The sequence below is a fragment of the Janibacter melonis genome (assembly GCF_003721155.3).
In the GTDB taxonomy this organism is placed as follows: domain Bacteria; phylum Actinomycetota; class Actinomycetes; order Actinomycetales; family Dermatophilaceae; genus Marihabitans; species Marihabitans melonis.
On record NZ_CP044548.2, the window covers coordinates 1,293,711 to 1,318,188 of the forward strand.

General features: G+C 73.0%; 21 protein-coding genes. 12 read left to right on the top strand and 9 right to left on the bottom strand.

Going from position 1 to position 24,478, the window contains the following annotated elements:
- Positions 1–131 precede the first annotated feature (131 nt).
- From EEW87_RS06090 to EEW87_RS06100, 3 genes are all read left to right on the top strand, one after another.
- Complete coding sequence (locus EEW87_RS06090) at positions 132–1,025, top strand: SDR family oxidoreductase (RefSeq protein WP_123092775.1); 894 nt, start codon at positions 132–134, stop codon at positions 1,023–1,025.
- A gap of 144 nt (positions 1,026–1,169) precedes the next feature.
- Complete coding sequence (locus EEW87_RS16945) at positions 1,170–3,335, top strand: DUF6421 family protein (RefSeq protein ID WP_123092774.1); 2,166 nt, start codon at positions 1,170–1,172, stop codon at positions 3,333–3,335.
- Positions 3,332–4,408 carry a threonine aldolase family protein gene (locus EEW87_RS06100; protein WP_123092773.1) on the top strand — a complete coding sequence of 359 codons (1,077 nt, stop codon included), beginning with the start codon at positions 3,332–3,334 and terminating at the stop codon, positions 4,406–4,408. The genes EEW87_RS16945 and EEW87_RS06100 overlap by 4 nt, the downstream gene beginning before the upstream one ends.
- 376 nt (positions 4,409–4,784) lie before the next feature.
- On the opposite strand, the gene EEW87_RS06105 is transcribed toward EEW87_RS06100, so the two are convergent.
- From EEW87_RS06105 to EEW87_RS06145, 9 genes are all read right to left on the bottom strand, one after another.
- The gene (locus EEW87_RS06105) at positions 4,785–6,161 is read right to left on the bottom strand and encodes an APC family permease (protein ID WP_123092772.1); all 1,377 of its coding nucleotides are present in this window, start codon (positions 6,159–6,161) and stop codon (positions 4,785–4,787) included.
- Positions 6,158–7,846 carry an amidohydrolase gene (locus tag EEW87_RS06110; RefSeq protein WP_123092771.1) on the bottom strand — a complete coding sequence of 563 codons (1,689 nt, stop codon included), beginning with the start codon at positions 7,844–7,846 and terminating at the stop codon, positions 6,158–6,160. The genes EEW87_RS06105 and EEW87_RS06110 overlap by 4 nt, the downstream gene beginning before the upstream one ends.
- Complete coding sequence (locus tag EEW87_RS06115) at positions 7,843–8,706, bottom strand: nitrilase-related carbon-nitrogen hydrolase (protein ID WP_123092770.1); 864 nt, start codon at positions 8,704–8,706, stop codon at positions 7,843–7,845. The genes EEW87_RS06110 and EEW87_RS06115 overlap by 4 nt, the downstream gene beginning before the upstream one ends.
- A 13-nt stretch (positions 8,707–8,719) precedes the next feature.
- On the bottom strand, positions 8,720–9,997 hold the full coding sequence (locus EEW87_RS06120) for a saccharopine dehydrogenase family protein (protein WP_123092769.1): 1,278 nt from the start codon (positions 9,995–9,997) through the stop codon (positions 8,720–8,722).
- Positions 9,998–10,034: 37 nt separating this feature from the next.
- Entirely contained in the window at positions 10,035–10,811 is a 777-nt protein-coding gene (locus EEW87_RS06125; RefSeq protein ID WP_123092875.1) for an ABC transporter permease, read from the bottom strand.
- 59 nt (positions 10,812–10,870) lie between these two features.
- Positions 10,871–11,791, bottom strand: a complete 921-nt coding sequence (locus EEW87_RS06130) for an ABC transporter permease (RefSeq protein WP_224766768.1) — start codon at positions 11,789–11,791, stop codon at positions 10,871–10,873.
- Positions 11,788–12,942 (bottom strand): ABC transporter ATP-binding protein, encoded by a 1,155-nt coding sequence (locus EEW87_RS06135; RefSeq protein ID WP_123092768.1) that lies wholly within the window; start codon positions 12,940–12,942, stop codon positions 11,788–11,790. The genes EEW87_RS06130 and EEW87_RS06135 overlap by 4 nt, the downstream gene beginning before the upstream one ends.
- A complete protein-coding gene (locus tag EEW87_RS06140; protein WP_123092871.1) occupies positions 12,942–14,192 on the bottom strand; it encodes an ABC transporter substrate-binding protein in 1,251 nt (416 codons plus the stop codon). Before EEW87_RS06140 ends, EEW87_RS06135 begins: the two co-directional genes overlap by 1 nt.
- Before the next feature lie 95 nt (positions 14,193–14,287).
- The gene (locus EEW87_RS06145; RefSeq protein WP_123092767.1) at positions 14,288–15,733 is read right to left on the bottom strand and encodes a gamma-aminobutyraldehyde dehydrogenase; all 1,446 of its coding nucleotides are present in this window, start codon (positions 15,731–15,733) and stop codon (positions 14,288–14,290) included.
- 172 nt (positions 15,734–15,905) lie between these two features.
- Here EEW87_RS06145 and EEW87_RS06150 point away from each other — a divergent pair, with 172 nt between their 5' ends.
- From EEW87_RS06150 to EEW87_RS06190, 9 genes are read left to right on the top strand one after another with little or no spacing between them, the layout of a single operon-like run.
- Positions 15,906–16,394, top strand: coding sequence for an Lrp/AsnC family transcriptional regulator (locus EEW87_RS06150; RefSeq protein WP_068274735.1), 489 nt, complete (start codon positions 15,906–15,908; stop codon positions 16,392–16,394).
- 19 nt (positions 16,395–16,413) lie between these two features.
- Positions 16,414–17,820, top strand: a complete 1,407-nt coding sequence (locus EEW87_RS06155) for an aspartate aminotransferase family protein (protein ID WP_191563104.1) — start codon at positions 16,414–16,416, stop codon at positions 17,818–17,820.
- A 4-nt stretch (positions 17,821–17,824) separates the two neighbouring features.
- Positions 17,825–19,198, top strand: a complete 1,374-nt coding sequence (locus EEW87_RS06160) for an NAD(P)/FAD-dependent oxidoreductase (RefSeq protein WP_123092766.1) — start codon at positions 17,825–17,827, stop codon at positions 19,196–19,198.
- Between the two features lie 2 nt (positions 19,199–19,200).
- On the top strand, positions 19,201–20,295 hold the full coding sequence (locus EEW87_RS06165) for an SLC13 family permease (protein WP_123092765.1): 1,095 nt from the start codon (positions 19,201–19,203) through the stop codon (positions 20,293–20,295).
- 57 nt (positions 20,296–20,352) lie between these two features.
- Positions 20,353–21,066: a hypothetical protein gene (locus EEW87_RS06170; RefSeq protein WP_148041601.1), complete on the top strand. Its 714-nt coding sequence runs from the start codon at positions 20,353–20,355 to the stop codon at positions 21,064–21,066.
- Between the two features lie 41 nt (positions 21,067–21,107).
- On the top strand, positions 21,108–22,100 hold the full coding sequence (locus tag EEW87_RS06175; protein WP_123092763.1) for an NAD-dependent epimerase/dehydratase family protein: 993 nt from the start codon (positions 21,108–21,110) through the stop codon (positions 22,098–22,100).
- Positions 22,097–22,675: a dihydrofolate reductase family protein gene (locus tag EEW87_RS06180; RefSeq protein ID WP_240341663.1), complete on the top strand. Its 579-nt coding sequence runs from the start codon at positions 22,097–22,099 to the stop codon at positions 22,673–22,675. The genes EEW87_RS06175 and EEW87_RS06180 overlap by 4 nt, the downstream gene beginning before the upstream one ends.
- Positions 22,672–23,283 carry a GNAT family N-acetyltransferase gene (locus EEW87_RS06185; protein ID WP_123092762.1) on the top strand — a complete coding sequence of 204 codons (612 nt, stop codon included), beginning with the start codon at positions 22,672–22,674 and terminating at the stop codon, positions 23,281–23,283. The genes EEW87_RS06180 and EEW87_RS06185 overlap by 4 nt, the downstream gene beginning before the upstream one ends.
- A gap of 26 nt (positions 23,284–23,309) precedes the next feature.
- Complete coding sequence (locus tag EEW87_RS06190; RefSeq protein ID WP_123092867.1) at positions 23,310–24,452, top strand: LOG family protein; 1,143 nt, start codon at positions 23,310–23,312, stop codon at positions 24,450–24,452.
- Positions 24,453–24,478: the final 26 nt, after the last annotated feature.

Sequence of the window (24,478 nt, forward strand, 5' to 3'; positions counted from 1 at the left end):
AGCGTCACGCTACAACCGCCGCGGGGGTCTGCGGCGTGCACCCGAAGGGAGGGGGCGGCTCCCCCGTCGAGGCGCTCCAGCGGGTGCGACCGTGGAGACGTCCCCACCCCCGACATCCCAGGAGAGACGTCATGTCCGACCAGCTGGACCTGGACAACCCCGTCGAGCGCCACCCGACGATCTCGCCGCCGGAGCAGGACCAGGACTTCCCTGGCTCCGACGTCGGTCTCGAGCCCGGCGCCGACATCGGCCTGAGCAGCTATCGCGGCACCGGTCGTCTGCAGGGCCGCAAGGCCCTCGTCACCGGAGCCGACTCCGGCATCGGCGCGGCGGTCGCCGTCGCCTTCGCCCGCGAGGGCGCCGACGTCGCCCTGGCCTACCTGCCCGACGAGGAGGAGGACGCCGACCGCGTCGCCCGTGTCGTCGAGGAGGAGGGCGGCACCCTCGTGCGCATCCCGGGCGACGTCCGGGACCGCGCGTACTGCGACGACCTCGTCGCGAAGGCCGTCGAGGGCCTCGGCGGGCTCGACGTCCTCGTCGTCAACGCCGGCAAGCAGGTCGCCTGCGAGGACATCACCGAGCTCACCGACGAGCAGCTCGACGGCACGCTGAAGACCAACCTCTACGCGATGGTGTGGATCTGCCGGGCCGCGGTCCCCCACCTGCAGCCGGGCAGCTCGATCATCATGTCGAGCTCGATCCAGGCCTACCAGCCGAGCGCGCACCTCGTGGACTACGCGATGACCAAGGCGGGCATGAACACCTTCGCGAAGGGGTTGTCGCAGCAGCTGGCGCCGAAGGGGATCCGCGTCAACGCGGTCGCCCCGGGCCCGGTCTGGACGCCGCTGCAGGTCGTCGACGGCCAGCCCAAGGAGGCTCTGCCCGAGTTCGGCCAGGACACCCCGCTCGGGCGCGCTGGTCAGCCGGTCGAGCTCGCCCCGGCGTACGTCTTCCTCGCCTCGGCCGAGTCGAGCTTCGTCGTCGGCGAGACCCTCAACGTCAACGGCGGACAGCCCTCGCCGTGACCCGTGTCGCGCCGTCGCGCGACACCTGATGTCCCGCCGCAGCCCCGGCTTGCGAGAAGATCTCCGTCTTTGAGACCCTTTGACGGTCATATCTTCTCGTCGCCGGGGCTGCTCGGCGTCCACGACCCATGTCAGGGGTGTCCCGTGCGCGACTTCGCCACCGTCCTGTTCGACCAGGCCCACTCGAGCGCCTGGTCCACCGACCGCGACCGGGCCGCCCGGATGAACCCGGCCAACCCCGCTGACGCCTCGCTGGCGCTGGCCGTCGACGCCCTCGCCGAGCGCGGCCTGAGCGTGCGCGAGCACCGCACCGGCGAGCTCGTCGGCGCGGCGCTCGAGGGTGTCGACGTCCTCGTCGTCGCCCACCCGGCCGACGCCGCCTCCGAGCGGGTCGCCGGCGACCTGCCCCCGGTCTACTCCCCCGCCGAGATCGCCGCGATCACCGAGCACGTGCGCTCCGGCGGCGGTCTCGTCGTCCTCGCGGAGTGCGACCACCGCGCGCACGGCAACAACCTCGACGACGTGCTCTCCCCCTTCGGGCTCTCGATCACCTCGACCCTCGTCCACGAGAGCGCGACCTCGGGCCGGCGCCACCTCGGCAACGCGACGTGGGTCCTGCCCGAGCTGGCGGTCGGGCACAACGGCGGGCAGGGTGTGCTCGCCGGTGTCGGCGAGGTGTGCTTCTACCGCTCCGGCGCGGTCGACGTCTCGGCCGCCCCGTCCGCCCACGTCATCGCCAGCTCGAGCGCCAGCGCCCACCCCGCGCAGGCCCCGCTGGCCGTCACCGTCGAGCACGGGGCCGGCCGCGTCGTCGTGCTCGCCGACTCCGACCTCGTCGGCGACGACTCGATCGCCGACCTCGACCACCGCCGGCTGTGGACCAACCTCGTCACCTGGGCGGCAGTCCCCCGCTCGGCCCACCTCGGCGAGGACGCGCCGCAGGACGCCGCGGCCGAGCGCACCGTCGACACCGCCGAGTGGGCGAGCCTGAAGGCGGCGGTCGAGGAGCTGCGCCTGCTGCAGGGCAAGGACGGCAGCATCGACCGCGAGACCCACGACGAGACCGACCTGGCTCGCGCGGGCGAGCTCGTCGCCTCGATCCGGGCCGACGTCGCCGCGCTCGCGCCGCGCTTCCCGCACGACGCCGAGTACCTCGCCGCGCTCGACACCGACCTCGCCCGCTGGGTCGAGGAGGGCTTCGTCGTCCCCGACTTCCTCGACAGCCTCGTGCTCTTCCACCCCGAGCAGCACCGGGTCGACGGCACCGAGCACCTCGTGCTCTTCCCGATGTACACGCAGAACGGCAACCTCGACCGGGTCTTCGAGGCCGTGCTGCTCGACGTCGTGTGGCCGCAGTGGCTCGCCGACGTCGAGGCGCAGCAGCCCAACCCCGCCTTCCTGCCGGTGACCTTCACCGACTTCACCCCCGGCTACGACACGAACTCCGCGGTCCTCTTCCCCGAGACGGTCGCCGTGCGCGAGGTGCCGACCTTCACGTGGGGCGCGATCTTCTGCGACCGCGAGGCCGCGCGCTTCCGTGCCGTGACGTCCGCCGCCGCGCAGACCCTCGGGCTGCAGCTGCCGCCGGAGGGCGAGCAGCTCGTCGCGAGCCAGTCGCTCGCGCAGTCGACCTTCGCCATGTGGGACCTCGTGCACGACCGCACGCACAGCCACGGCGACCTCCCCTTCGACCCCTTCATGATCAAGCAGCGGATGCCCTTCTGGATGTACGCGCTCGAGGAGCTGCGCTGCGACCTCAACACCTTCCGCGTCGCGGTGCAGATGGACGAGCAGGGCCACCCGTACGCCCGCCCGGTGCAGCTGGCGATCCTCTTCGACCGCCTCTTCCGCTTCCCGATCACCGGTGACCGGGTGCGCAACTACGACGGTCTCGGCGGCCAGCTGCTCTTCGCCTGGCTGCACAAGCGCGGCGTCCTGCGCTGGACCGACAACACGCTGTCCTTCGACTGGGCCGCGGTGCCCGAGGCGGTCGTCGCGCTGTCCGACGCCGTCGAGGAGCTCTACCGCTCCGGCATCGACCGCAGCCGGGTCGGCCACTGGCGCGCGGCCTACGAGCTCGTCGCCGGCTACGTCGCGCCGCACCCGGGGTCGACCTGGGCGAAGGGGATGAGCGACCCGTCCGCGCTGCCGCTCGACGGCCCGCCGAAGGGCCTGACCGACCTCGTGCAGCCCGACGAGTTCCCGCTCAACGTCTTCTACGAGGCGCTGCGCAAGAAGCTCGCGCCCGTCATCGAGGCGAGCAGGGGCGTGACCGGCACGTCCGCGACCGGTGCGAGGATTGCCGCGTGACGACGACGACCCCTTCGCAGCTCAGCGCCCTGCACGACGACACGGTCCGCGGCTTCGCCAGCGACAACTACGCCGGCATCCACCCCGAGGTGCTCCAGGCCCTCGCGACCGTCAACGGCGGCCACCAGGTGGCCTACGGCGAGGACGTGTACACCGAGCGGCTGCGCGAGGTCATGCGCGGGCACCTCGGCGAGCAGGTCGAGACCTTCCCGGTCTTCAACGGCACCGGCGCCAACGTCGTCTCGCTCCAGGCGGCGACCGACCGCTGGGAGTCGGTGATCTGCACGAGCAACGCGCACATCCACGTCGACGAGTGCGCCGCCCCCGAGCGGATGGGCGGGATCAAGCTGCACGCCGTGCCCACCGGCGACGGCAAGCTGACGCCTGAGCTGGTCGACACCGTGCCCGCGCGCGTCGGTGACGAGCACTGGCCGCAGGTGCGGGTCGTCTCGATCACGAACTCCACCGAGATCGGCACGGTCTACACCCCCGACGAGATCCGGGCGCTCGCCGACCACGCGCACGAGCGTGGTCTCGTCCTGCACCTCGACGGCTCGCGGATCTCCAACGCGGCCGCGGCCCTCGGCGTCTCGCTGCGCGAGCTCGTCGCCGACACCGGTGTCGACCTGCTGAGCCTGGGCGGGACGAAGGCCGGGGCGCTCGCAGCCGAGGCCGTCGTCGTCCTCTCGCCCGAGAAGGTCCGCGGCATGCCGTACCTGCGCAAGCAGTCGATGCAGCTCGCGAGCAAGATGCGCTTCGTCTCCGCCCAGCTGCTCGCGCTCTACGAGGGCGACCTCTGGCTGCGCGGTGCCGGTCATGCGAACGCGATGGCCGCCCGTCTCCAGGAGGCCGTGCGCGACATCGACGGGGTGCGCCTGGCGACCCCCGCCGAGGCCAACGCGGTCTTCCCGATGCTCGACCCCGCGGTCGCCGACCGCCTCGCAGCCCGCTTCCGCTTCTACCCCTGGGACGAGTCGCGCGACCAGTACCGCTGGATGTGCAGCTGGGACACGACCGAGGCCGACGTCGACGCTTTCGTCGCCGCCCTCCGCGAGGAGCTCGCCCGCCCCTGACCCCGCGAGGTATGGCGATGCGCCCGTCGATCCCCCAGGATCCGGGCGCATCGCCATACCTCGGCGAAGGGGGTATGGGGCCGAGACCACGACCTCCGGCGGGTCGAGGTGCGAGCGCCAGCGCCTTTCGCTGGTCGAGGTGCGAGCGCCAGCGAGCCTCGAGACCACCGGACCCCCTTCGCTGCTCGAGGCTCGCCCGCCCCTGACCCGCCGAGGCATGGAGATGCGCCCGTCGATCCCCCAGGATCGGGGCGCATCGCCATACCTCGGCGAAGGGGGGCCGAGACCACCACCCCGCGCGGTTTCGAGGCTCAGGCCCTGGCGGGCCTTCGCACCTCATCCACCAACCGTCCCCATCCCCGTCACCGGGCCTGCGTCACCGCGCCATCCCGCTCTCGACGTCGGCCTCGGCGAAGTCCATCTCCGGGGGCGGGCGGCGGAAGCCGCGGGTGAGCCAGGCGAGGTAGGCGATGCCGACGGCGAGCCAGATCAGGCCCAGCCGCAGCGACTGCCCGCTGAGCGAGGTCCACAGCCACACCGACATCGCGAAGCCGACGAGCGGCATGACGAGGTAGCGCACGAGATCAGCCCCGGCGCGGCGGCCCTCGTCGACGACGTAGTGCTTGACGACCGCGAGGTTGACGGTCGAGAAGGCGGCGAGCGCGCCGAAGCTCACGACCGACGCGAGCAGGTCGAGGCTGATGACCGTGGCGAGCAGCGAGATCACCGAGACGAGCACGATCGCGACGACCGGTGTGCGCCACCGTCGTGACAGCAGCGCGAGCGGGCGGGGCAGCACCCCGTCGCGGCCCATGACGTACATGATCCGGGTGACCGAGGCCTGCGAGGTGAGCGCGCTGCCGATGCAGCCCGCCACGTACGCGGCGGTGAAGAAGGTGCCCAGCCACGACCCGCTCACCGCCGCCATGACGTCGAGCGTCGCCGAGTCCGGGTCGGCGAAGGTCGTCGCGGGCGCCGCGAGCTGGGCGACCGAGGAGAGCAGCACGAACATCACGCCGCCGGCGACGGTGACGAGCAGGATCGCGCGCGGGATGTCACGCCGTGGGTCGCGCGCCTCCTCCGCCATCGTCGACACCGCGTCGAAGCCGAGGAAGCTCAGGCACAGGATCGCCGCCCCGGCGAGGACCGGCCCGATCCCCTCGACGGAGCCGTCGCCGACGAAGGGGTTGACGACCGTCTCGACACCACCGGCGGCCCGCAGCGCGAGAGCGACGAAGACGACGATGAAGACCGCCTGCACGGCGATGATGATCGAGCTGGCCCGCGCGATGCTCGTGATGCCGACGACGTTGAGCACGGTGACGAGCGCGATCGCGAGCACCACCCACACCCACAGCGGCACGGCGGGGAACTGCGCCTCCATGTAGATGCCGATGACGAGGTAGTTGATCATCGGCAGGAAGAGGTAGTCGAGCATGAGCGACCACCCGGTGAGGAAGCCCGCGTGGCTGCCGAAGGTGCGCTGCGAGTACGTGTACGCCGACCCCGCCACGGGGAAGGCGCGCACCATCCGCGCGTAGCTGAAGGCGGTGAAGATCATCGCGAAGGTCGTCACGCAGTACGCGAGGGCGACCCGCCCGCCGGTCTCCTGCGTGACGATGCCGTACGTCGTGAAGACCGTGAGCGGCACGAGGTAGGCCAGCCCGAAGAGGACGAGCGAGGGCAGCCCGAGAGCGCGGCGCAGGGTGACGTCCTGCCGGCTCGCGGGCGTGGGTCGAGGGGTCGTGCTCATCTCGGGGCTCCTGCCTCGTCGGCGGCTGGGGAGGGATGGACGGCTCGGCCGGCCAGCCAGGTCCGTCTGACCCGGATGCCGTCGATGTCCCGCGGCGAAGGGAGGTCGCGCGGGTCGGCGGTGAGCTCGACGAGATCGGCGACCGGCCCGCCGGCGACGCACCCGGGGTCGAGGCAGCCCGCGTCGCGGCGCGCCTGGTGGGCGCTGCCGAGGGTGTAGGCGGCGAGCGCCGCCTCGACCGGCAGGCGCTGCTCGGGCACCCACCCGCCCTCCGGCACGCGGTCCTGCGTCTGCCGCGAGCACGCGACCGCCATGCCCTCGAGCGGGTCCGCGGAGCTCACCGGCCAGTCCGACCCGAAGCTCAGCGGCGTACCGAGCGCGTGCAGGTCGGCCAGGCAGTACTGCTCGTCGACCCGCGGCTGGCCGAGCCGCGGCACGGTGAGCACCGTCATGAGGTCGTCGAGCTGGGCCCACAGGGGCTCGGCGTTGGCGATGACGCCGAGCTCGGCGAAGCGAGCACGGTCGGCCGGGTCGACGAGCTGCACATGGGCGACGACGGCACGTCGGTCACGCGGACCGTTGGCGGCCTCGGCGGCTCCGACCGCGTCGAGCGCGGCCCGCACGGCCCGGTCGCCGATCGCGTGGATGTGCGGCTGCAGCCCGTGCGCGTCCACCGCGGTGACGGCCTCGGCGAGCTGCTCGGGCGGCCAGACCATCATCCCGTCGACCGGGCACCCGCACGCGGCGTGCTCCTCCGGGCGGCTGCCGTCGAGCAGGGTGGCGTAAGGCTCGAGCAGCGCGGCCGTGGCGTTCTCGACGACCCCGTCGGCGAAGAACTTCACCGACTCGGCCCTCAGGCGCGGGTGCCCCAGCGCCCGCACCTGCTCGCGCATCGCGAGGATCTCCCCGAGCTGGTCGGGCCAGCGCCGCGGGTCGGCGTGCAGCGCGAGGTCGAAGCGCACGGGCAGCCGGTCCTCACGGGCGGCGCGCAGCCAAGCCGGCAGCTCGGCCGGGGTGACCCATGCGTCCTGCACCCAGGTGACGCCGAGGGCCGCGTAGGCGCGACCGGCCCGCTCCACCGAGCGGACCATCGTCTCGACGTCCCACTCGCCGAGCACGTCGGTGACGAGGTCGACGGCGCCCCACTCGCGCAGGGTGCCCAGCGGCGAGCCGTCGGGCCGTCGCGCGATCTCGCCGAGCGGCGGGTCGGGGGTCTGCGCGGTGATGCCGCAGCGCTCGAGGGTCGCCGTGCTCACCCAGACCGTGTGGTAGTCCCAGGCCCGCAGGACGACCGGCCGGCCGGGGGCGGCCTCGTCGAGCCAGCGCGCGTCGAAGAGCCCCCCGTCGACGAGGCTCGCGTCGTAGGACGCGCCGCGGATGACGTCGAGGTCGGGGTGGGCCGCGGCGTACCGCGCGACCTCGGCGACGATCTCCTCGACGCTCGTGCACTCCCGGATCGCGGGCCCCTCGGACTCGAGCCCGCCGAAGAGCGGGTGGGCGTGGCCGTCGCCGAAGGCGGGCAGCAGCAGGGTCGGGACCTCGTGCTCGACGGCCCCGATCTCGCTCGCGCGCTCGCGCGCCCGGTCCCCCGTCGCGACGACCCGCCCGTCGTCGACGAGCAGGGCGTCGAGGTCGCCGGTGCACGCCGACCAGATGCGTCCGGTGAAGAGGGTGGTCTGGCTCATCGCTCGCCTCCGGCGTCGTAGATCTCGGGCCTGCGGTCGGCGAGGTAGGTCGCCCCGTCCGGCGGGTGCGCGGCCCGCAGCGGCAGGTCGACGACGAGGAGCTCCTCGCCGTCGGGGCCTCCGCGGGCGAGGACGGCGCCGTCCGGCCCGACGACGACGCTCGCCCCGACGTAGCGGGTCTCGCCCTCGCTCCCGCAGTGGTTGGCGTAGACGACGGGCGTCGCGTTCTCGATCGCCCGTGAGCGCACCACGACGTCGTTGACCGCGACGTAGGGCTCCATGTTGGCCGTCGGCACGAGCACGGCGCGTGCCCCGGCGAGCGCCGCCGCTCGCACCGCCTCGGGGAACTCCACGTCGTAGCAGACCATCGTCGCGACCGGCACCCCGTCGACCGAGCCCAGGGCGAAGGGGTGGTCGCCGGCCTCGACCCGGGTCGCGTCGAGACCGCCGAAGAGGTGCGCCTTGTCGTGGACGACGACCCCGTCGGCGGAGGCGACGACCCCGCTGTTGCGCCACGTCCCCCCGGGGTCGACGCGCAGGACGCCCGCGACGACCGCGACCCCGGTCGAGCGAGCGACCTCGGCGACTGCGTCGACGGCGCCGTCGACGTCCTCCGGCTCGAGGACCCCCACGTCGTACCCGGTGAGCATGGCCTCGGGGGCGACGACCACCCGCGCGCCCTGCTCCGCGGCTGACGTCGCCGCGGCGCGCAGGCGGGCGAGGTTCGCCGCCGGGTCGCGGGGCTCGGGGTGGCACTGCCAGACCGCGACCCGCAGGGTCTCGGGGGGCGGCACGGTGGTCTCGGGGCTCAGGCCCTGGCGGGCCCTCGCACCTCGACCGGCGACGGGGCTCTCGCTCATCGCGCCACCGCGCTCATCGCTCGTCCATCCCCCAGGCCGAGCCGTACCCGGCCGGCGCGGGGGCGGCGAGGAGGTCGAGGAAGGGGCGCGCGGGGAAGGCCTCAGGGCCGAGCACGCCGGTGCCGGACCACTCCCCCGTCGCGAGGAGCTCGAGGGCGACGACGGGGTTGATCGCGGTCTGCCACACGACGCACTGGGCGTCGAAGTCCCGCATCGAGTCGGCGTTGTCGACGACGTGGTAGAGGTAGACCGCGCGCGGCTGCCCGTCGGTGCCGGTGCCGGTGACGTAGAGCCCGGCGCACGTCTTGCCCTCCATCCGCGGGCCGATGCTCGCGGGGTCGGGCAGCACGGCGGCGACGACGTCGCGAGGGCTGACCTGCACGCCCCCCACGTCGACCGGCTGCGTCGAGTCGAGCCCGAGCGCGTGCAGCTGGCGCAGCATGGCGATCATCTCGGCGCCGAGCCCGTACTTGAAGGTCACCCGCTGCGCGTCGACCCACCGCGGCATGAGGAGCACCTCCTCGTGCTCGACGTGGACGCACTCGACGGGGCCGATCCCCTCGGGGAAGTCGAAGACCTCGGGCTCGGCGAAGGGGGGCAGCGTGAAGAACCCGGCCTCGACGTCGCCACCGGCGGCCTGGGCCCGCTCCCGCTCCCACACGACCGGCGGGTTGAGGCACTCCTCGATGATCGTCCACATCGAGAAGCCGGGCGCGAAGACCTCGCGCCCCTCCTCGTCGCGGACGACGAGGTTCGCCCCGTCCCGCGTGCCGAGCTCGTCGATCGAGGAGAAGAGCTCGTCGGCGGCGTACCGGGCGAAGACGTCGGACAGCCCGGGCTCGACCCCCATCCCGACGAGCGCCAGCCGGCCCGCCGACTCCCACTCCCCAGCCTGGGCGAGCTGCTCGTCGCCGAGCTTGACCCCCACCTCCTCGTACGGACGCTCCGGGTGCGGCCGCGACAGCGACATCGCCATGTCCAGGTAGTCGGCCCCGGCGGCGAGCGCCCCCGTGAAGACCGGCATGACGAAGCGGGGGTCGACGGCGTTGAAGACATGGGTCGCCCCGTGCTCGCGTGCGAGCGCCGCGACCGCCCCGGGGTCGGAGGCGTCGACCTGGGCGGCCACGAGACGGGACTCGCCCTCCCTTCGCCCGCTCGCCGCGGCCACGGTCGACTCGGCCCGCTCCAGCGAGTAGTCCGCGACCACCCACCGCTCGAAGTAGTCGCGGTCGACGGCGATCTTCGCCGCGGCGTCGCCGACGCCCCCGGCACCGATCATGAGCACTCGCACGGGATCTCCCTCCTCGCCGGCCGCGCTCGCGCGCGGCTCAGGCGCTCTTGCGGCGGGTGCCGACGACCTGCGCGAGGACGACGAGCAGCACCGCGATGACGAACATCGAGAAGCCGATGACGTTGGCCTGCGCGGGGATGCCGCGCAGATAGCTGACGTAGACGAACTTCGGGAAGGTCGTCTCGTCGCCGGACACGAAGTTGGTGATGATGAAGTCGTCGAAGGACAGGCTGAAGGCGAGGAGCGCGGCGCCGACGATGCCCGGCAGGACCAGCGGGAAGGTCACCCTCCAGAACGTCCCGCCGGGTCCTGCGTAGAGGTCCTGCGCCGCCTCCTCGAGCCGGGGGTCCAGGCTCTGCAGCCGGGCCTTGACCGTGACGACGACGAAGCTCACGCAGAACATGATGTGGGCGATGACGATCGTCCAGAAGCCCAGCTGCAGCCCCACCCGCGAGAAGCCCTGGACGAAGATCGTCAGCAGGCTCGCGCCGAGGACGATCTCCGGTGTCGCCATGGGGATGAAGACGAGGAAGTTGCCGGTGCCGCGCCCGCGGAAGCGGTGCCGCACGAGGGCGAAGGCGATCATCGTGCCGAGGACGGTGGCGACGAGAGTCGCGATCGCGCCGATCTGGATGGACTTCACGAGCGACTCGCACACCCCGGGCGCCCCGCACGGGTTCTGCCAGTGCTTGAGCGTCGGCCCCGCCTCGGAGTTCCACGTGATGTTCGACTTCTTGTAGTCGTTGAAGGAGAAGACGAAGGTGTAGAGCACGGGCAGGAAGAGGTAGAAGAGCACGAGCAGCGCCGCGATCATCGCGAAGCGCTCGCCGACCCAGAAGCGCACCCGGCGCACGAAGGGGGTGGACGTGGCGCTCACAGCAGCTCCTCGGTCCCGAAGCGGCGGACGTAGACGAAGACGAGGGCGAGGATGATCGCCATGAGGGTGAAGGACAGCGCGGCCGCCGTGTCGAAGCCGCCGGGCACCCGGAAGAACTGGCTCTCGATGACGTTGCCGACCATCTTCGTGCTGCGGTCCGAGCCGAGCAGCTCGGCGTTGACGTAGTCGCCCGCTGCGGGGATGAAGGTGAGCAGCGTGCCGGCAAGGACGCCGGGCAGCGACATCGGCAGGGTGACGGTGCGGAAGGTCGTGAAGCCGTTCGCGTAGAGGTCGCCGCCGGCCTCGATGACCCGCGGGTCGGCCCGCTCGAGCGAGGCGTAGATCGGCAGCACCATGAAGGGCAAGAAGTTGTACGTCAGACCGGCGACGACGGCGACCCAGGTCTCGGTGATGTGCCCGCCGGGGAGCAGGTGCAGGGTGCGCAGGGTGCTCGCGACGGGACCCTCGTCGGAGAGGATCTGGCGCCACGCGATCGTGCGCAGGATGAAGCTCGTGAAGAAGGGCGCGACGACGCAGATGAGCATGACGTTGCGCCAGCGCCCGGCCTTGAAGGCCATCGCGTAGGCGAGCGGGTAGGCCAGGACGAAGGCGAAGAAGGTCGCGAGCCCGCCGAAGAGCAGCGAGCGCACCATGTGCGGCCAGAACTCCACGAAGGCGTCGACGTAGTTGCCGAGGTTGACGTCGCGGTAGTAGTACCCCGGGTAGCCCGGGAAGTCGCTCTGCAGCGAGACGGTGAAGAGCTGGACGAGCGGCACGACGAAGAAGACGACGAGCCACAGCACGCCCGGCAGGAGCAGCAGGTAGGCCGTCCGGCTCGAGCGGCGCCCGCCCTTCGCGTGGTCCGCCCCGTCACCGCCGGTCCCGGCGGCGGCGCCGAGACCGTGGGCGATGCTCACGCCGGCTCCCCCGCGGCGACGCGACCGGCCTCGGCGGCCTGCGCGTCGGCGGGCACGGCGAAGGCGTGCGCGTCCTTCCACGACAGCCACACCTCGTCGCCGCGGCGGATCGTGTTGCGCTCGACGTCGAGGTTCTGCTCGTAGACCGACCACACGGAGCCGCTCGGTACCTCGACGAGGTACTGCGTCGCGACCCCGGTGAAGGAGACGTCCTGGACGACGGCGCGCACGTCGCTGCCGGCGCCGTCGGGGCGGTGCTCGTGGATCGTCACCTTCTCGGGGCGCACGCCGAAGAGGACGTCGTCGCCCTCGCCGCCCGAGCGCTCCCGGTGCACCTTGACCCGGGTACCCGCGACCTCGAGGACCTCGAAGTCGCCGTCGCGGTCGACGACCCGGCCGGCCCCGATGTTGGACTGGCCGAGGAAGGTCGAGACGAAGGCGGTGCGCGGCAGGTCGTAGAGCGCCTCGGGGTGGCCCATCTGCTCGATCCGGCCCTGGTTCATCACGGCCACGGTGTCGGCCATCGTCATGGCCTCCTCCTGGTCGTGGGTGACGTGGACGAAGGTGAGCCCGACCTCGGTCTGGATGCGCTTGAGCTCGACCTGCATCTCGCGACGCAGCTTGAGGTCGAGCGCGCCGAGCGGCTCGTCGAGCAGGAGCACCTCGGGGCGGTTGACGAGGGCCCGGGCGAGCGCGACGCGCTGCTGCTGACCACCGGAGAGCTGGGTCGGCTTGCGCCCGGCGAGGTGGCCCATCTGCACGAGCTCGAGCGCCTCGTCGGCCTTCGTGCGCGCGTCCTTCTCGCCGCGCCGCTGCGGGCCGAAGGCGACGTTGTCGCGCACGGTGAGGTGCGGGAAGAGCGCGTAGCTCTGGAAGACGGTGTTGACCGGGCGCTCGTAGGGGCGCGACCCGGTGAGGTCGGTCTCGCCGATGAGGACCCGACCGGAGGTCGGCTGCTCGAGCCCGGCGACCATGCGCAGGGTCGTCGTCTTGCCGCAGCCCGAGGGGCCGAGGAGGGCGAAGAAGGACCCGCGCGGGATGGTGAGGTCGAGGTCGTCGACGGCGGTGAAGTCGCCGAAGGACTTCGTCACCGACTCGAGCTCGAGGTCGCCGTGCGCCTCACGGAAGCCGGACCCGGAGCGGCGGGCCATCAGTTGCCCACCGTCCGCGACCAGATGTCGCTGAACTCGGCGTCGTCCTGCGCCGACAGCGCGGCGAAGCCCTGGACGTTGTTGTCGCGGATGTAGTCGGCCCCGGGGAAGATGAAGGGCGACTTCGCCAGCTCGGGGTCGATCTTCTCCATCTCCTCACGAGCGCCCTCGACGGGGCAGATGTAGTTGACCCAGGCGGCGACCTCCGCGGCCACCTTCGGGTCGTAGTAGTAGTCCATGACCCGCTGGGCGTTGCGGCGGTGCGTCGAGGTGATCGGCACCATCATGTTGTCGCTCCACAGCGTGCCGCCGGACTCGGGGATGACGAACTCCCAGTTGTCGTCCTCGGTCTCGGCCCGCAGCACGAAGAGGTCGCCGCTCCACACGATGCCGGCGATCGCGTTGCCGCTCTTGAGGTCGTTGAGGTAGGCGTTGCCCTTGATCCGGCGGATGTAGCCGTCGGTGACACGCTTGTCGACCTCGGCGACGGCGGTCTCGAACTGCTCCTTGGTGATGCCCTGGTCGATGTCGACCCCCTGCTGCAGCAGGATGAGACCGACGGTGTCGCGGAACTCCGAGAGCACCGAGATCCGGCCCTTGAGGTCGTCGGCCCACAGGTCCTCGAGCGACTTCAGCTCCCGGCCGACCTTCTTCTTGTGGTAGCCGATCCCGGCGAAGCCGGACTGCCAGGTCAGCGAGTTCTGCCGGCCCGGGTCGAAGCTCACCTCGCGCAGCGGCTCGAGGAGGTTGCCGGCGTTGCGCATCTGGATGAGCTCGAGCGGCTGGCACAGCCCCTCACGGATGATCCGGTTGGCCATCCAGTCGGTGAAGGTGAAGATGTCGCGCTTGATGTCCTGACCGGCGCGCAGCTGCGGCGCGATCTTGTTGAAGTACGTGTCGTTGTCGTCGATGTCCTCGGTGTAGGTCACCGAGATGCCCGTCTTCTTCTTGAAGGCGTCGAGCGTCGGGTAGCGCTTGCCGTCGTCGTCCATGTCGAGGTAGGCCGTCCAGTTCGCCCACCGCACGACCTTCTCCTCGTCGGAGAGGTCGTCGGGCAGGTCGAGCGCGACCGTGCCGCCCTCGGCCGACGGCGGGGGCGGCGGTGCGCACCCGGCGGCGGCGAGCGCCGCGCCGCCGAGCAGACCGCCGGTGAGGACCGAGCGACGCGTCAGCCGTGAGCGCTGCGAGGCCTGCGCGGCCCGCACGAGCGCGGCGGTCATCGGGTCGGAGGGGGGCCGCAGAGGCGTCATGGTGGCCTTCTTCACGGGACGGGACCGCGGGCGGTCGCGGGGTGGAGGGGTACCGCCGGCCGGGTGGACCGGCCGGCGGCGAAGGGGTGCCCGGCTCAGCTGTCGATGTTGGCCATGACGTGCTTGATCCGGGTGTAGTCCTCGAAGCCGTACATCGACAGGTCCTTGCCGTACCCGGACTTCTTGAAGCCGCCGTGCGGCATCTCGGCGACGAGCGGGATGTGGGTGTTGATCCACACGCAGCCGAAGTCGAGCCGCTTGCTCATCCGCATGGCGCGACCGAAGTCGCGGGTCCACACGGAGGAGGCCAGGCCGTACTCGACGTCGTTGGCCCAGCGCACGGCCTCGTCCTCGTCGGCGACGCGCTGCACGGTGATGACGGGGCCGAAGATCTCCTGCTGCACGGCCTCGTCGTCCTGGCGCAGGTTCGACACGACGGCGGGGCTGAGGTAGAAGCCGCCCCCGAGCTCGGTGAGGCGGGTGCCGCCGGCGTCGAGCGAGGCGTGGTCGGGCAGCCGCTCGAGGAAGCCGGAGACCTTCGCGAGCTGGTCGGCGTTGTTCACCGGGCCGAGCAGCGCGTCCTCGTCGTCGGGCCGGCCGACCTTGGCCTGCGTGCGGGCGAAGTCGGCGAGCGCGGCGACGAAGTCGTCGTGGATGCCGGGGGTGCACAGCACACGGGTCGCGGCGGTGCAGTCCTGGCCGGCGTTGAAGTACCCGGCGGTGCCGATGCCCTCGACCGCGGCCTCGATGTCGGCGTCGTCGAAGACGACGACCGGGGCCTTGCCACCGAGCTCGAGGTGCGCGCGGGTGAGGTTGCGCGCGGCGGAGGCCGCGACCTCGACACCGGCGCGCACGGAGCCGGTGATGGCCACGAGACCCGGGGTCGTGTGCTCGACGAGCATCCGACCGGTCTCGCGGTCACCGGTGATGACGTTGAAGACACCCGCGGGCATGTGCTCGGCGGCGATCTCGGCCATGAGCAGGGTGGTCTCGGGGGTCGTGTCGCTCGGCTTGAGCACGATGGTGTTGCCCGCGGCGAGGGCCGGCCCGATCTTCCAGGCGGCCATCATCATCGGGTAGTTCCACGGGGTCACCTGGCCGACGACGCCGATCGGCTCGCGCCGGATCCAGCTCGTGTGACCACGCATGTACTCCGCGGACGCCTTGCCCTCGAGGACCCGGGCCGCGCCGGCGAAGAAGCGCAGCTGGTCGCACATGACCGGCACCTCCTCGCTGGCGGTGAGCGCGAAGGGCTTGCCGGTGTTCTCGGCCTCCAGCTCGACGAACTCCTGGGCCCGGGCCTCGAGGGCGTCGGCGAACCGCAGCAACGCGGTCTGCCTCTCCCCCGGGGTGGTCTGGCCCCACTCCTCGAACGCGGTGGCGGCACTGACGTAGGCGGCGTCGACGTCCGCCTGGCCGGAGACGGGCGCGGACGCGACGACCTCACCGGTCGCCGGGCTGACCAGGTCGGTCCTGCCCTCGCTCTCGGTGTCGACGTACTCGCCGCCGACGAAGTTGCGCAGGGTCCGGGTCTCGGTCACTGGTGCGTCCTTTGCGAAGGGGGATGGGTGAGACAGACGATAGACGGCAGATGTCGATCTCGACAGACCCATGGTGAAGAAGGTGCGAAAACTTCTGATCACGCCCGTGTTTCGTACGGATATCGTCGAAGCAGGCTTGTCAGAGCGACCATCTGGGCGCACGATGGGGCGCATGGCCACCCCTTCGCCCGACGCGTCAGAGCCCCGGGGACGGGTGCGGCTCGACGAGGTGAGCAAGCAGATCATCGAGCACCTCCAGGTCGACGGCCGCCAGTCCTACGCGACCATCGCCCGCGAGGTGGGTCTGTCCGAGGCCGCGGTGCGGCAGCGGGCCACGAAGATGCTCGAGGCCGGCGTCATGCAGATCGTCGCCGTCACCGATCCCCTCCAGGTCGGCTTCACCCGCCAGGCGATGATCGGGCTCACCGTCGAGGGCGACCTGCGCCCGGTCACCGAGCAGATCGCCGCGATGCCCGAGGCCGCCTACGTCGTGACGACGGCCGGCAGCTTCGACGTCCTCGTCGAGATGGTCTGCGAGGACGACGAGCAGCTCCTCGAGCTGCTCACCACCCGGCTGCGCACCATCCCCGGCGTCCGCAGCACCGAGACCTTCGTCTACCTGCGTCTCGACAAGCAGCACTACGACTGGGGCACGCGATGAGCCCCGCGACAGGAGCAGCATGACCACCACCCCGCAGACCGGGCCGATGACGACCCGGTCGGGCAGCCGGCACGCCGACGCCGCCCGCGACCACCTGTGGATGCACTTCACCCGCCACTCCGTGCTCGAGGAGGGCGGCGAGGTGCCGGTCATCGTGCGCGGCGAGGGCCACCGCATCTGGGACGACCGCGGGCGCGAGTACATCGACGGGCTCGCCGGGCTCTTCGTCGTCCAGGTCGGCCACGGCCGGGCCGAGCTCGCCCAGGCCGCGGCGAAGCAGGCCGAGCAGCTCGCCTTCTTCCCGCTGTGGTCCTACGCCCACCCGGCCGCGATCGAGCTCGCCGAGCGGCTCGCCCGGATGGCCCCGGGCGACCTCGAGCGAGTCTTCTTCACCTCCGGCGGCGGCGAGGCCGTCGAGTCCGCGTGGAAGCTCGCGAAGCAGTACTTCAAGCTCACCGGCAAGCCGGGCAAGCACAAGGTCATCTCACGCTCGGTCGCCTACCACGGCACCCCGCACGGCGCCCTGTCGATCACCGGCATCCCGCCGCTCAAGGAGATGTTCGAGCCGCTCGTGCCCGGGGCCCACAAGGTGCCGAACACGAACTTCTACCGCGCCCCCGACGTCTACAGCGAGGACGAGAAGGCCTTCGGCCGCTGGGCCGCCGACCAGATCGCCGTCGCCATCGAGACCGAGGGCCCCGACTCCGTCGCCGCCGTCTTCCTCGAGCCGGTCCAGAACGCCGGCGGGTGCTTCCCTCCCCCGCCCGGGTACTTCGAGCGGGTCCGCGAGATCTGCGACACCTACGACGTCCTGCTCGTCTCCGACGAGGTCATCTGCGCCTTCGGACGGGTCGGGTCGATGTTCGGCGCCGAGCAGTTCGGCTACCAGCCCGACATCATCACGTGCGCGAAGGGGCTGACCTCCGGCTACGCGCCGATGGGCGCGATGATCGCCAGCGAGCGCCTCTTCGAGCCCTTCAAGCACGGCACCGCGTCCTTCGCCCATGGCTACACCTTCGGCGGGCACCCCGTCGCCGCGGCGGTCGCGATGGAGAACCTCGACATCTTCGAGCGCGAGGGGATCGTCGAGCACGTGCGCGAGCACGGCCCGACCTTCCGCCGCACCCTCGAGCGACTGCTCGACCTGCCGATGGTCGGCGACGTGCGCGGCGAGGGGTACTTCTACGGGATCGAGCTCGTCAAGGACAAGGCGACGAAGGAGACCTTCGACGAGGCCGAGTCCGAGCGCCTCCTGCGCGGCTACCTCTCGAAGGCGCTCTTCGAGGCGGGCCTGTACTGCCGAGCCGACGACCGGGGCGACCCCGTCATCCAGCTCAGCCCGCCGCTCACCATCGGGCCGGCCGAGTTCGACGACATCGAGCAGCGGCTGCGCTCGGTGCTCGTCGCCGGCGAGAAGCTGCTCTAGCCCCGTGGTCCACCCCCTGTGGTGGGACGACGCGGCGCCGAGCCCGACCCCGCCCGAGCTGCCCGCGCGCACCGACGTCGCGGTCGTCGGCGGCGGGTACACGGGTCTGTGGACCGCGTACCACCTGCTGCGCGAGCAGCCCGGCATCGAGGTCGTCGTCCTCGAGGCCGAGCACGTCGGCTTCGGCGCGAGCGGGCGCAACGGCGGCTGGGTGAGCGCGCTCTTCCCCGTCTCCGGCGACGCCCTCGCCGCCCGTCACGGGGCACCGGCCGCCCACGCGATGCTCGCCGCGCTGCGCGAGAGCGTCGAGGAGATCGGTCGCACGACCGCGGACGAAGGGGTGGACGCCGGCTACGTGCGCGGCGGCACCCTCGTCCTCGCCCGGGGCCGGGCCCAGGAGGCGCGGGCCCGCTCGGAGGTGGCGGCCGACGCCCGGTGGGGCGGCGGCACCCGCTGGCTCGAGCGCGACGAGGCGCTCGAGCGGCTCGCCGCGGCCGACCGGCCCGGTCGCACCGTGCTCGGCGCGACCGCGAGCCCGCACTGCGCCCGGGTCCACCCCCGCCGTCTCGCCGACGGGCTGGCCGCGGCCGTGCGCCGGCGCGGCGGGGTCGTCGTCGAGCAGGCGCGGGTGGCCGACGTCGTGCGCGAGGGGCGCACGCACCGGCTGCTGCTCGACGACGGGCGCGAGCTGTCCGCCGGGACCGTCGTGCGCGCCACCGAGGCGTGGACGGCGACGCTGCCCCGGCTGCGCCGACGGCTCGCGCCCGTCTACTCGCTCATGGTCGCCACCGCGCCGCTCACGGCGCAGCAGTGGGACGAGGTCGGTCTGGCCGACCGCGAGGTCTTCGCCGACCACGGGCACCTCGTCGTCTACGGCCAGCGCACCGTCGACGACCGGATCGCCTTCGGCGGGCGGGGGGCGCCCTACCACTACGGCTCGCGGATCCGCCCCTCCTTCGACCACGACGACGCGGTCTTCGCGGCCCTGCGGACCACCCTTCGCCAGCTCCTGCCGCAGGTCGAGCTCGACTTCACCCACGCGTGGGGCGGGCCGCTCGCCATCCCCCGCGACTGGCACCCGTCCGTCGGCTACGACCGGGCGGCGCGGGTCGGCTGGGCCGGCGGGTACGTCGGCGACGGGGTCGCGACGAGCCATCTCGCCGGACGCACCCTCGCCGAGCTCGTCACCGGGGCGACGACCTCGCGCACCGAGCTGCCGTGGGTGGGCCACCGCTCCCCCGACTGGGAGCCCGAGCCGCTGCGCTGGCTGGGGGTCAACGCCGGTCTGCGCGCCGCAGTGCTCGCCGACCACGAGGAGCGGCGCACCGGGTCGCCCGCGCGGATTGCCCCCGTGCTCGACCGGCTCACCGGGCACTGAGCGTGCTCGACGTCGTCACCGAGGCGCTCGGGCGGGCCCTGCCCGTCGCCGCCTTCCTCCTCGCGATCTCGGCCGTCGCCGAGCTGAGCGACCGAGCAGGTGTCTTCGACGTGGCGGGCCACGCGATGGCCCGGCTGGGCCGGCACCGGATGTGGTTGCTGTGGCTGAGCTTCTCCGCGCTTGCCGTCGCGTGCACCGTCTTCCTCTCGCTCGACACGACCGCCGTGCTGCTCACATCGGTCGGGCTGACCATCGCCCGGCAGGTGGGTGCGGCGCCGCGGGCCTTCGCGCTGACGACCCTGTGGGTGGCCAACACCGGGTCGCTGCTCCTGCCGGTCTCGAACCTCACCAACCTCCTCGCGCTGCCCCGCCTGGAGCAGATGGGCGTCGACCACGGCGGGTACGTCCGGCTCGCCGCGGCGCCGGCGCTCGTCGCCGTCGTGCTCACCCTCGCCCTCGTCGCGCTCCTGCACCGGCGTGAGCTCTCGGCGCGCTACGTCGTCGACCCGCCGGCGGCCACGCACGACCGCGTCCTGCTCCGGGTCGCCGGTGCGACCTGCCTCGTCATCGGGCCGGCCTTCGCGCTCGGGGCTGCGCCGTGGCTCGTCGCCGGTCTTGCTGCGCTCGTCCTCGCGGGGGTCACGGCAGTGCGCTCTCCCGGGGCCGTGCGCACGCTGCGTCTGCCGTGGACGATGACCGTCGGCTTCAGCCTGCTCATGGTGGCGGTCACCGGCGCCCACCGCGCGGGCCTGCTCGACCCGCTCGTCGACCTCGCCGGCCGGGGCACCGGCGCCGGCGACCTGCTCCAGGTCGCCGGGGTCAGCGCGCTCACCGCCAACGCCGTCAACAACCTGCCGGGCTACCTCGCCCTCGAGCCGGCCGCCCAGGGCGAGCCGGCCCGTCTGCTCGCCGTCCTCGTCGGCGCGAACGCGGGCCCGCTCGTCACCCCGTGGGCCTCGCTGGCGACGCTGCTCTGGCTCGACCGGTGCCGCGCCGTCGGTGTGACCTGGCGGCCGTGGCGCCTGGCCGCCGGCGGTCTGCTCTGCGTGGCCGTCGTCGTGCCGGCGACGACCCTCGCCCTCGCGCTGACGACCTGACGCCCCGTCGCAGCCCGGCGATGGCAGCCGCCCCGGCGGGTCGCTAGGGTCGCGCCGATGACCTCACCACCACCGGACCACCCCGGGATGCGCTGGTCACGACGCGCTCTCCTCGTCGCGCTCACGGCGGCCGCCTTCGCTCTCAGCCTGTGGACGGCGCTGCGCCCAGACCTCCGCAGCGGGTGGCTCGGCGTCGGCGTGCCCCACCCGCTGGTCGTGGGCCTGTGGCTCGTGCTGCTCGTCGCCCTCGCGCTGCAGGTGAGCTCTCGCGTCCCCGCGGTCGTCGTCGGGATGGTCCTCGCCCTCTTCTGGCCCGCGCCGGTCTACGCCGCCGTCGCCACGATGTCGCTCTACGGCGAGCTCGCGACGCAGCGCACGACCGCCACCGTCGTCGACGTCGACCCCGGTCGCGGTCAGGGGCCCGTGCTGCTCACCGTCGCGCTGGCCGACGGGTCGACGCAGGACGCCATCTCGACCCTCGTCGACCGGGGCTCGCGGACCTACCTCGTGCCGCGGGTGGGTGACCGGGTCGACGTCCTGCGCGACCCCGCAGGCCGGCTGCCGACCCGCACGGCGCCCGCGCAGGACAGCTGGACCTCCACCCCCGCCGGGGTGCTCCTCCTCACCGTCCCCGGGGCGCTGGGCCTGCTCGTCCTCGGGGCGACGGCCGCCTCGGCCCTCACCCGCCGCGAGAGCTTCGTCATGGTCGCCGGACGACCCGAGCCGGCGCCCCACGAGCAGACCCGGCCGCGGGGTGCGCCCTCGGCATAACCGGTTGCCCGGAGCGGCCCCACACGAGTTGGATCGCGGGCATGCGGATCCTCGTGCTCGGTGGGACGGCCTTCCTCGGTCGGGCCGTGAGCCGCGCCGCCCTCGCGCGCGGGCACGAGGTCGTGTGCGCCGCGCGGGGCAGCGCGCCGGTGGCCGACGGAGCCGGCCTCGTCGTCGTCGACCGCGACGACCCGGACGGCCTCGCGCCGCTGCGCGGGCAGCGGTGGGACGCCGTCGTCGACGTCTCGCGCCAGCCCGGGCAGGTGCGCCGGGCCGTCGCCGAGCTCACCGCCGACCACTGGGTCCTCGTCTCCTCGGCGAACGTCTACGCCCGCTTCGACCACCTCGAGCAGGACGAGCACGGCCCGCTGCTCGACCCCCTCGCCGACGACGTCATGCCCGACATGAGCCGGTACGGCGAGGCGAAGGTCGCCTGCGAGCAGGCCGTGGCGACGACGGCGAGCTGGACCGCCGTGCGCGCCGGGCTCATCTGCGGCCCCGGCGACGACTCCGGCCGACTGGGCTACTACCCGTGGCGGCTCGCGCACCCGACCGGGGCCGACGTCCTCGTGCCGCCCGACCTCGACCACCCGGTCGCGGTCGTCGACGTCGACGACCTCGCCGACTGGCTCGTGACGTGCGCGCAGGAGCAGGTCCACGGCGCCCTCAACGCGACCGGACCGACGCACCGCCTCGGCGACCTGCTCGACCTCGCCCGCGAGGTCGCCGGCAGCGACGCGGCACTGCGACCGGTGCCGGCCGAGGTCCTCGCCGATGCGGGCGTCGAGGCGTGGGCGGGCACGCCCTCGCTGCCGCTGTGGGTCGACGACCCCGAGTGGCGCTTCTTCTCCACGCTCGACAGCTCGCGAGCGCGTGCCGCCGGGCTCGTCACCCGCCCCCTTCGCCAGACCCTCGCCCGTGCCCTCGCGCACGAGCAGACCCGCACCACCCCCCGCACGTGCGGGCTCACCGACGAGCAGGAGCGCGACCTGCGCCGCCGGCTCGACCAGCACCAGGAGGACGCCCGTGCGTGATCTCGTCTACTACGTCGCGACCTCGCTCGACGGCTTCGTCGCCGGTCCGCGGGGCCGAGGTCGACGACTTCGCGCTCGACCCGGGGCTGCTCGCCGAGCTCTTCGCGCGCTACCCCGAGACCTGCCCGGCGCACCTGCGCGAGCCGCTCGGCGTCACGGGCGAGCCGCGCCGCTTCGACACCGTCGTCATGGGGGCGCGGACCCACCAGCCGGCTCTCGACGCGGGGCTGACGAGCGCCTACCCGCACCTCGACCAGCACGTCGTCACCCACCGCGAGCTGCCCGACGACCCGAGCGTCACGCGGGTCGAGGGCGACGTCGTCGCGCACGTCGCGGCGCTGAGGTCGGCGCCGGGTCGCGACATCTGGCTGTGCGGCGGCGGCGACCTCGCGGGGCAGCTCGTCGACCTCGTCGACGAGCTGCAGCTCAAGGTCAACCCCGTCCTGCTCGGCGAGGGCGTGCCCCTGGCCCGGCTCGGCTACGCGGGACGGGCCTGGCGCCTCGCCGACGTCGAGCGGCTGCCTGGCGACGTCGTGCTCCTCACCTACCGTCGCCGCGAGGAGAGCACGCCATGACCCTCGACCTCGGCGCGCTCGGCCGCACCCCCGTCCTCGAGGGCGAGCTCATCCGTCTGCGCCCGTTCGTCGAGGGCGACGCCGAGACGATGCACGAGGTGCTCGCCGACCCCGAGGTGCAGGTGCTCACCGGGAGCGTCGTCTCGAGCACCGGCACCTCCCCCTTCGACCTCGACGGGCTGCGGGCCTGGTACGGCAGCCGCGAGGAGCAGGACGACCGGCTCGACCTCGGCGTCGAGGACCGCGCGAGCGGGCGGCTCGTCGGCGAGGTCGTCCTCAACGAGCTCGACCCCGCCGTGGCGAGCGCCAACATCCGCGTCCTCCTCGGACCGCAGGGGCGCGGGCGCGGGCTCGGCACCGAGGCGATGCGGCTGACGCTCGCCCACGCCTTCGAGCGCGTCGGTCTGCACCGGGTGAGCCTGCACGTCATCAGTCACAACCCGCGCGCCCGCCACGTCTACGAGGGCCTCGGCTTCGTCCACGAGGGCACCCTGCGCGAGAGCGTCGTCCTCGACGGCGAGCGCCACGACGAGCACGTCATGTCGCTCCTCGCCCACGAGTGGTCGGCGCTCACGGCGGCGAAGGGGGTCCGCCCGCCCGGTCGGTGAGCGAGGGCTGTGCGACGCTGCCGGGCATGACCACCGAGCACCGCCCGCAGGTCGCCAGCGACGAGGTGCGCCCCCACCCGGCCCACCGCGAGATCACCCGGCCGATCGCCCTTCGCGCCGTCCTGTCCGCGGGTGTCTCGCTGCACGGCGCGCGGATCCAGGACGTCGACCTCGGACCGTACGAGGCGGACCTGCTCGCACGTGAGGACCTCGCCGGGCTCGTCGTCCTCGGGGGCGAGGTCTCGGACCGGCTCGCGCACCACCTGCGCCTGCATGGCGCCCTCGTCTTCCCCACCGACCCGACGTGCCCGGTCAACCCCTACCGCGCGACGCTCTACCGGCCCGAGGAGCTCTACGACGGGATGCTCGACCGGGGCTACGCGAGCACCCCCGACGCGCTCGCCTACGCGTGGAGCCGTGAGGCCGACCAGGCGCACGACGTCTTCGTCACGCTCGTGCGGGCGATCCACGACGACTCGGTCTCCGACGCGCTGACCGAGGTGCTCGACGGCCGTCGCGTCGTCGGGGTCATGGGCGGTCACGCGCTGCTGCGCGGCACGCCGGAGTACGCGGGCGCGGCACGGCTGGGCCACCTGCTCGCCCGGGCCGGCGACGTCGTGCTCACCGGCGGCGGCCCTGGGGCGATGGAGGCGGCCAACCTCGGCGCCCTCGCCTCCGACGTCCGCGCGCTCGACGCGGCGCTCGAGGCGCTGGGCGCCGTGCCGTCCTTCCGGCCGGACGTCCAGGCCTGGGCTGCGCTCGCGCTCGAGGTGCGCGAGGGCCTCCACGACGAGGGACCGGTCCGCTCCGTCGGCGTGCCGACGTGGTTCTACGGCCACGAGCCGCCGAACGTCTTCGGCCAGGGGGTCGCGAAGTACTTCTCCAACGCGCTGCGGGAGGACGCCCTGCTCTCGCGGTGCACCGCGGGTATCGTCGTGCTGCCGGGCGCGGCGGGGACGGTGCAGGAGATCTTCCAGGCCGTCACCCCGCTGTACTACGCCGCGGAGGGCGTGCCCGTGCCCCCGCTGGTCCTCGTCGACGAGACCCACTGGGAGCGCACCATCCCCGTGCTGCCGGCGCTGCGGGCGCTCGGCGCGCAGCGCGGCCTCGGGGCGAGCACCCACGTCGTCGGCACGGTCGAGGAGGCTGCCGCGCTGCTCGCCGGCTGACTCCCCCTTCGCCGAGGTATGGAGAT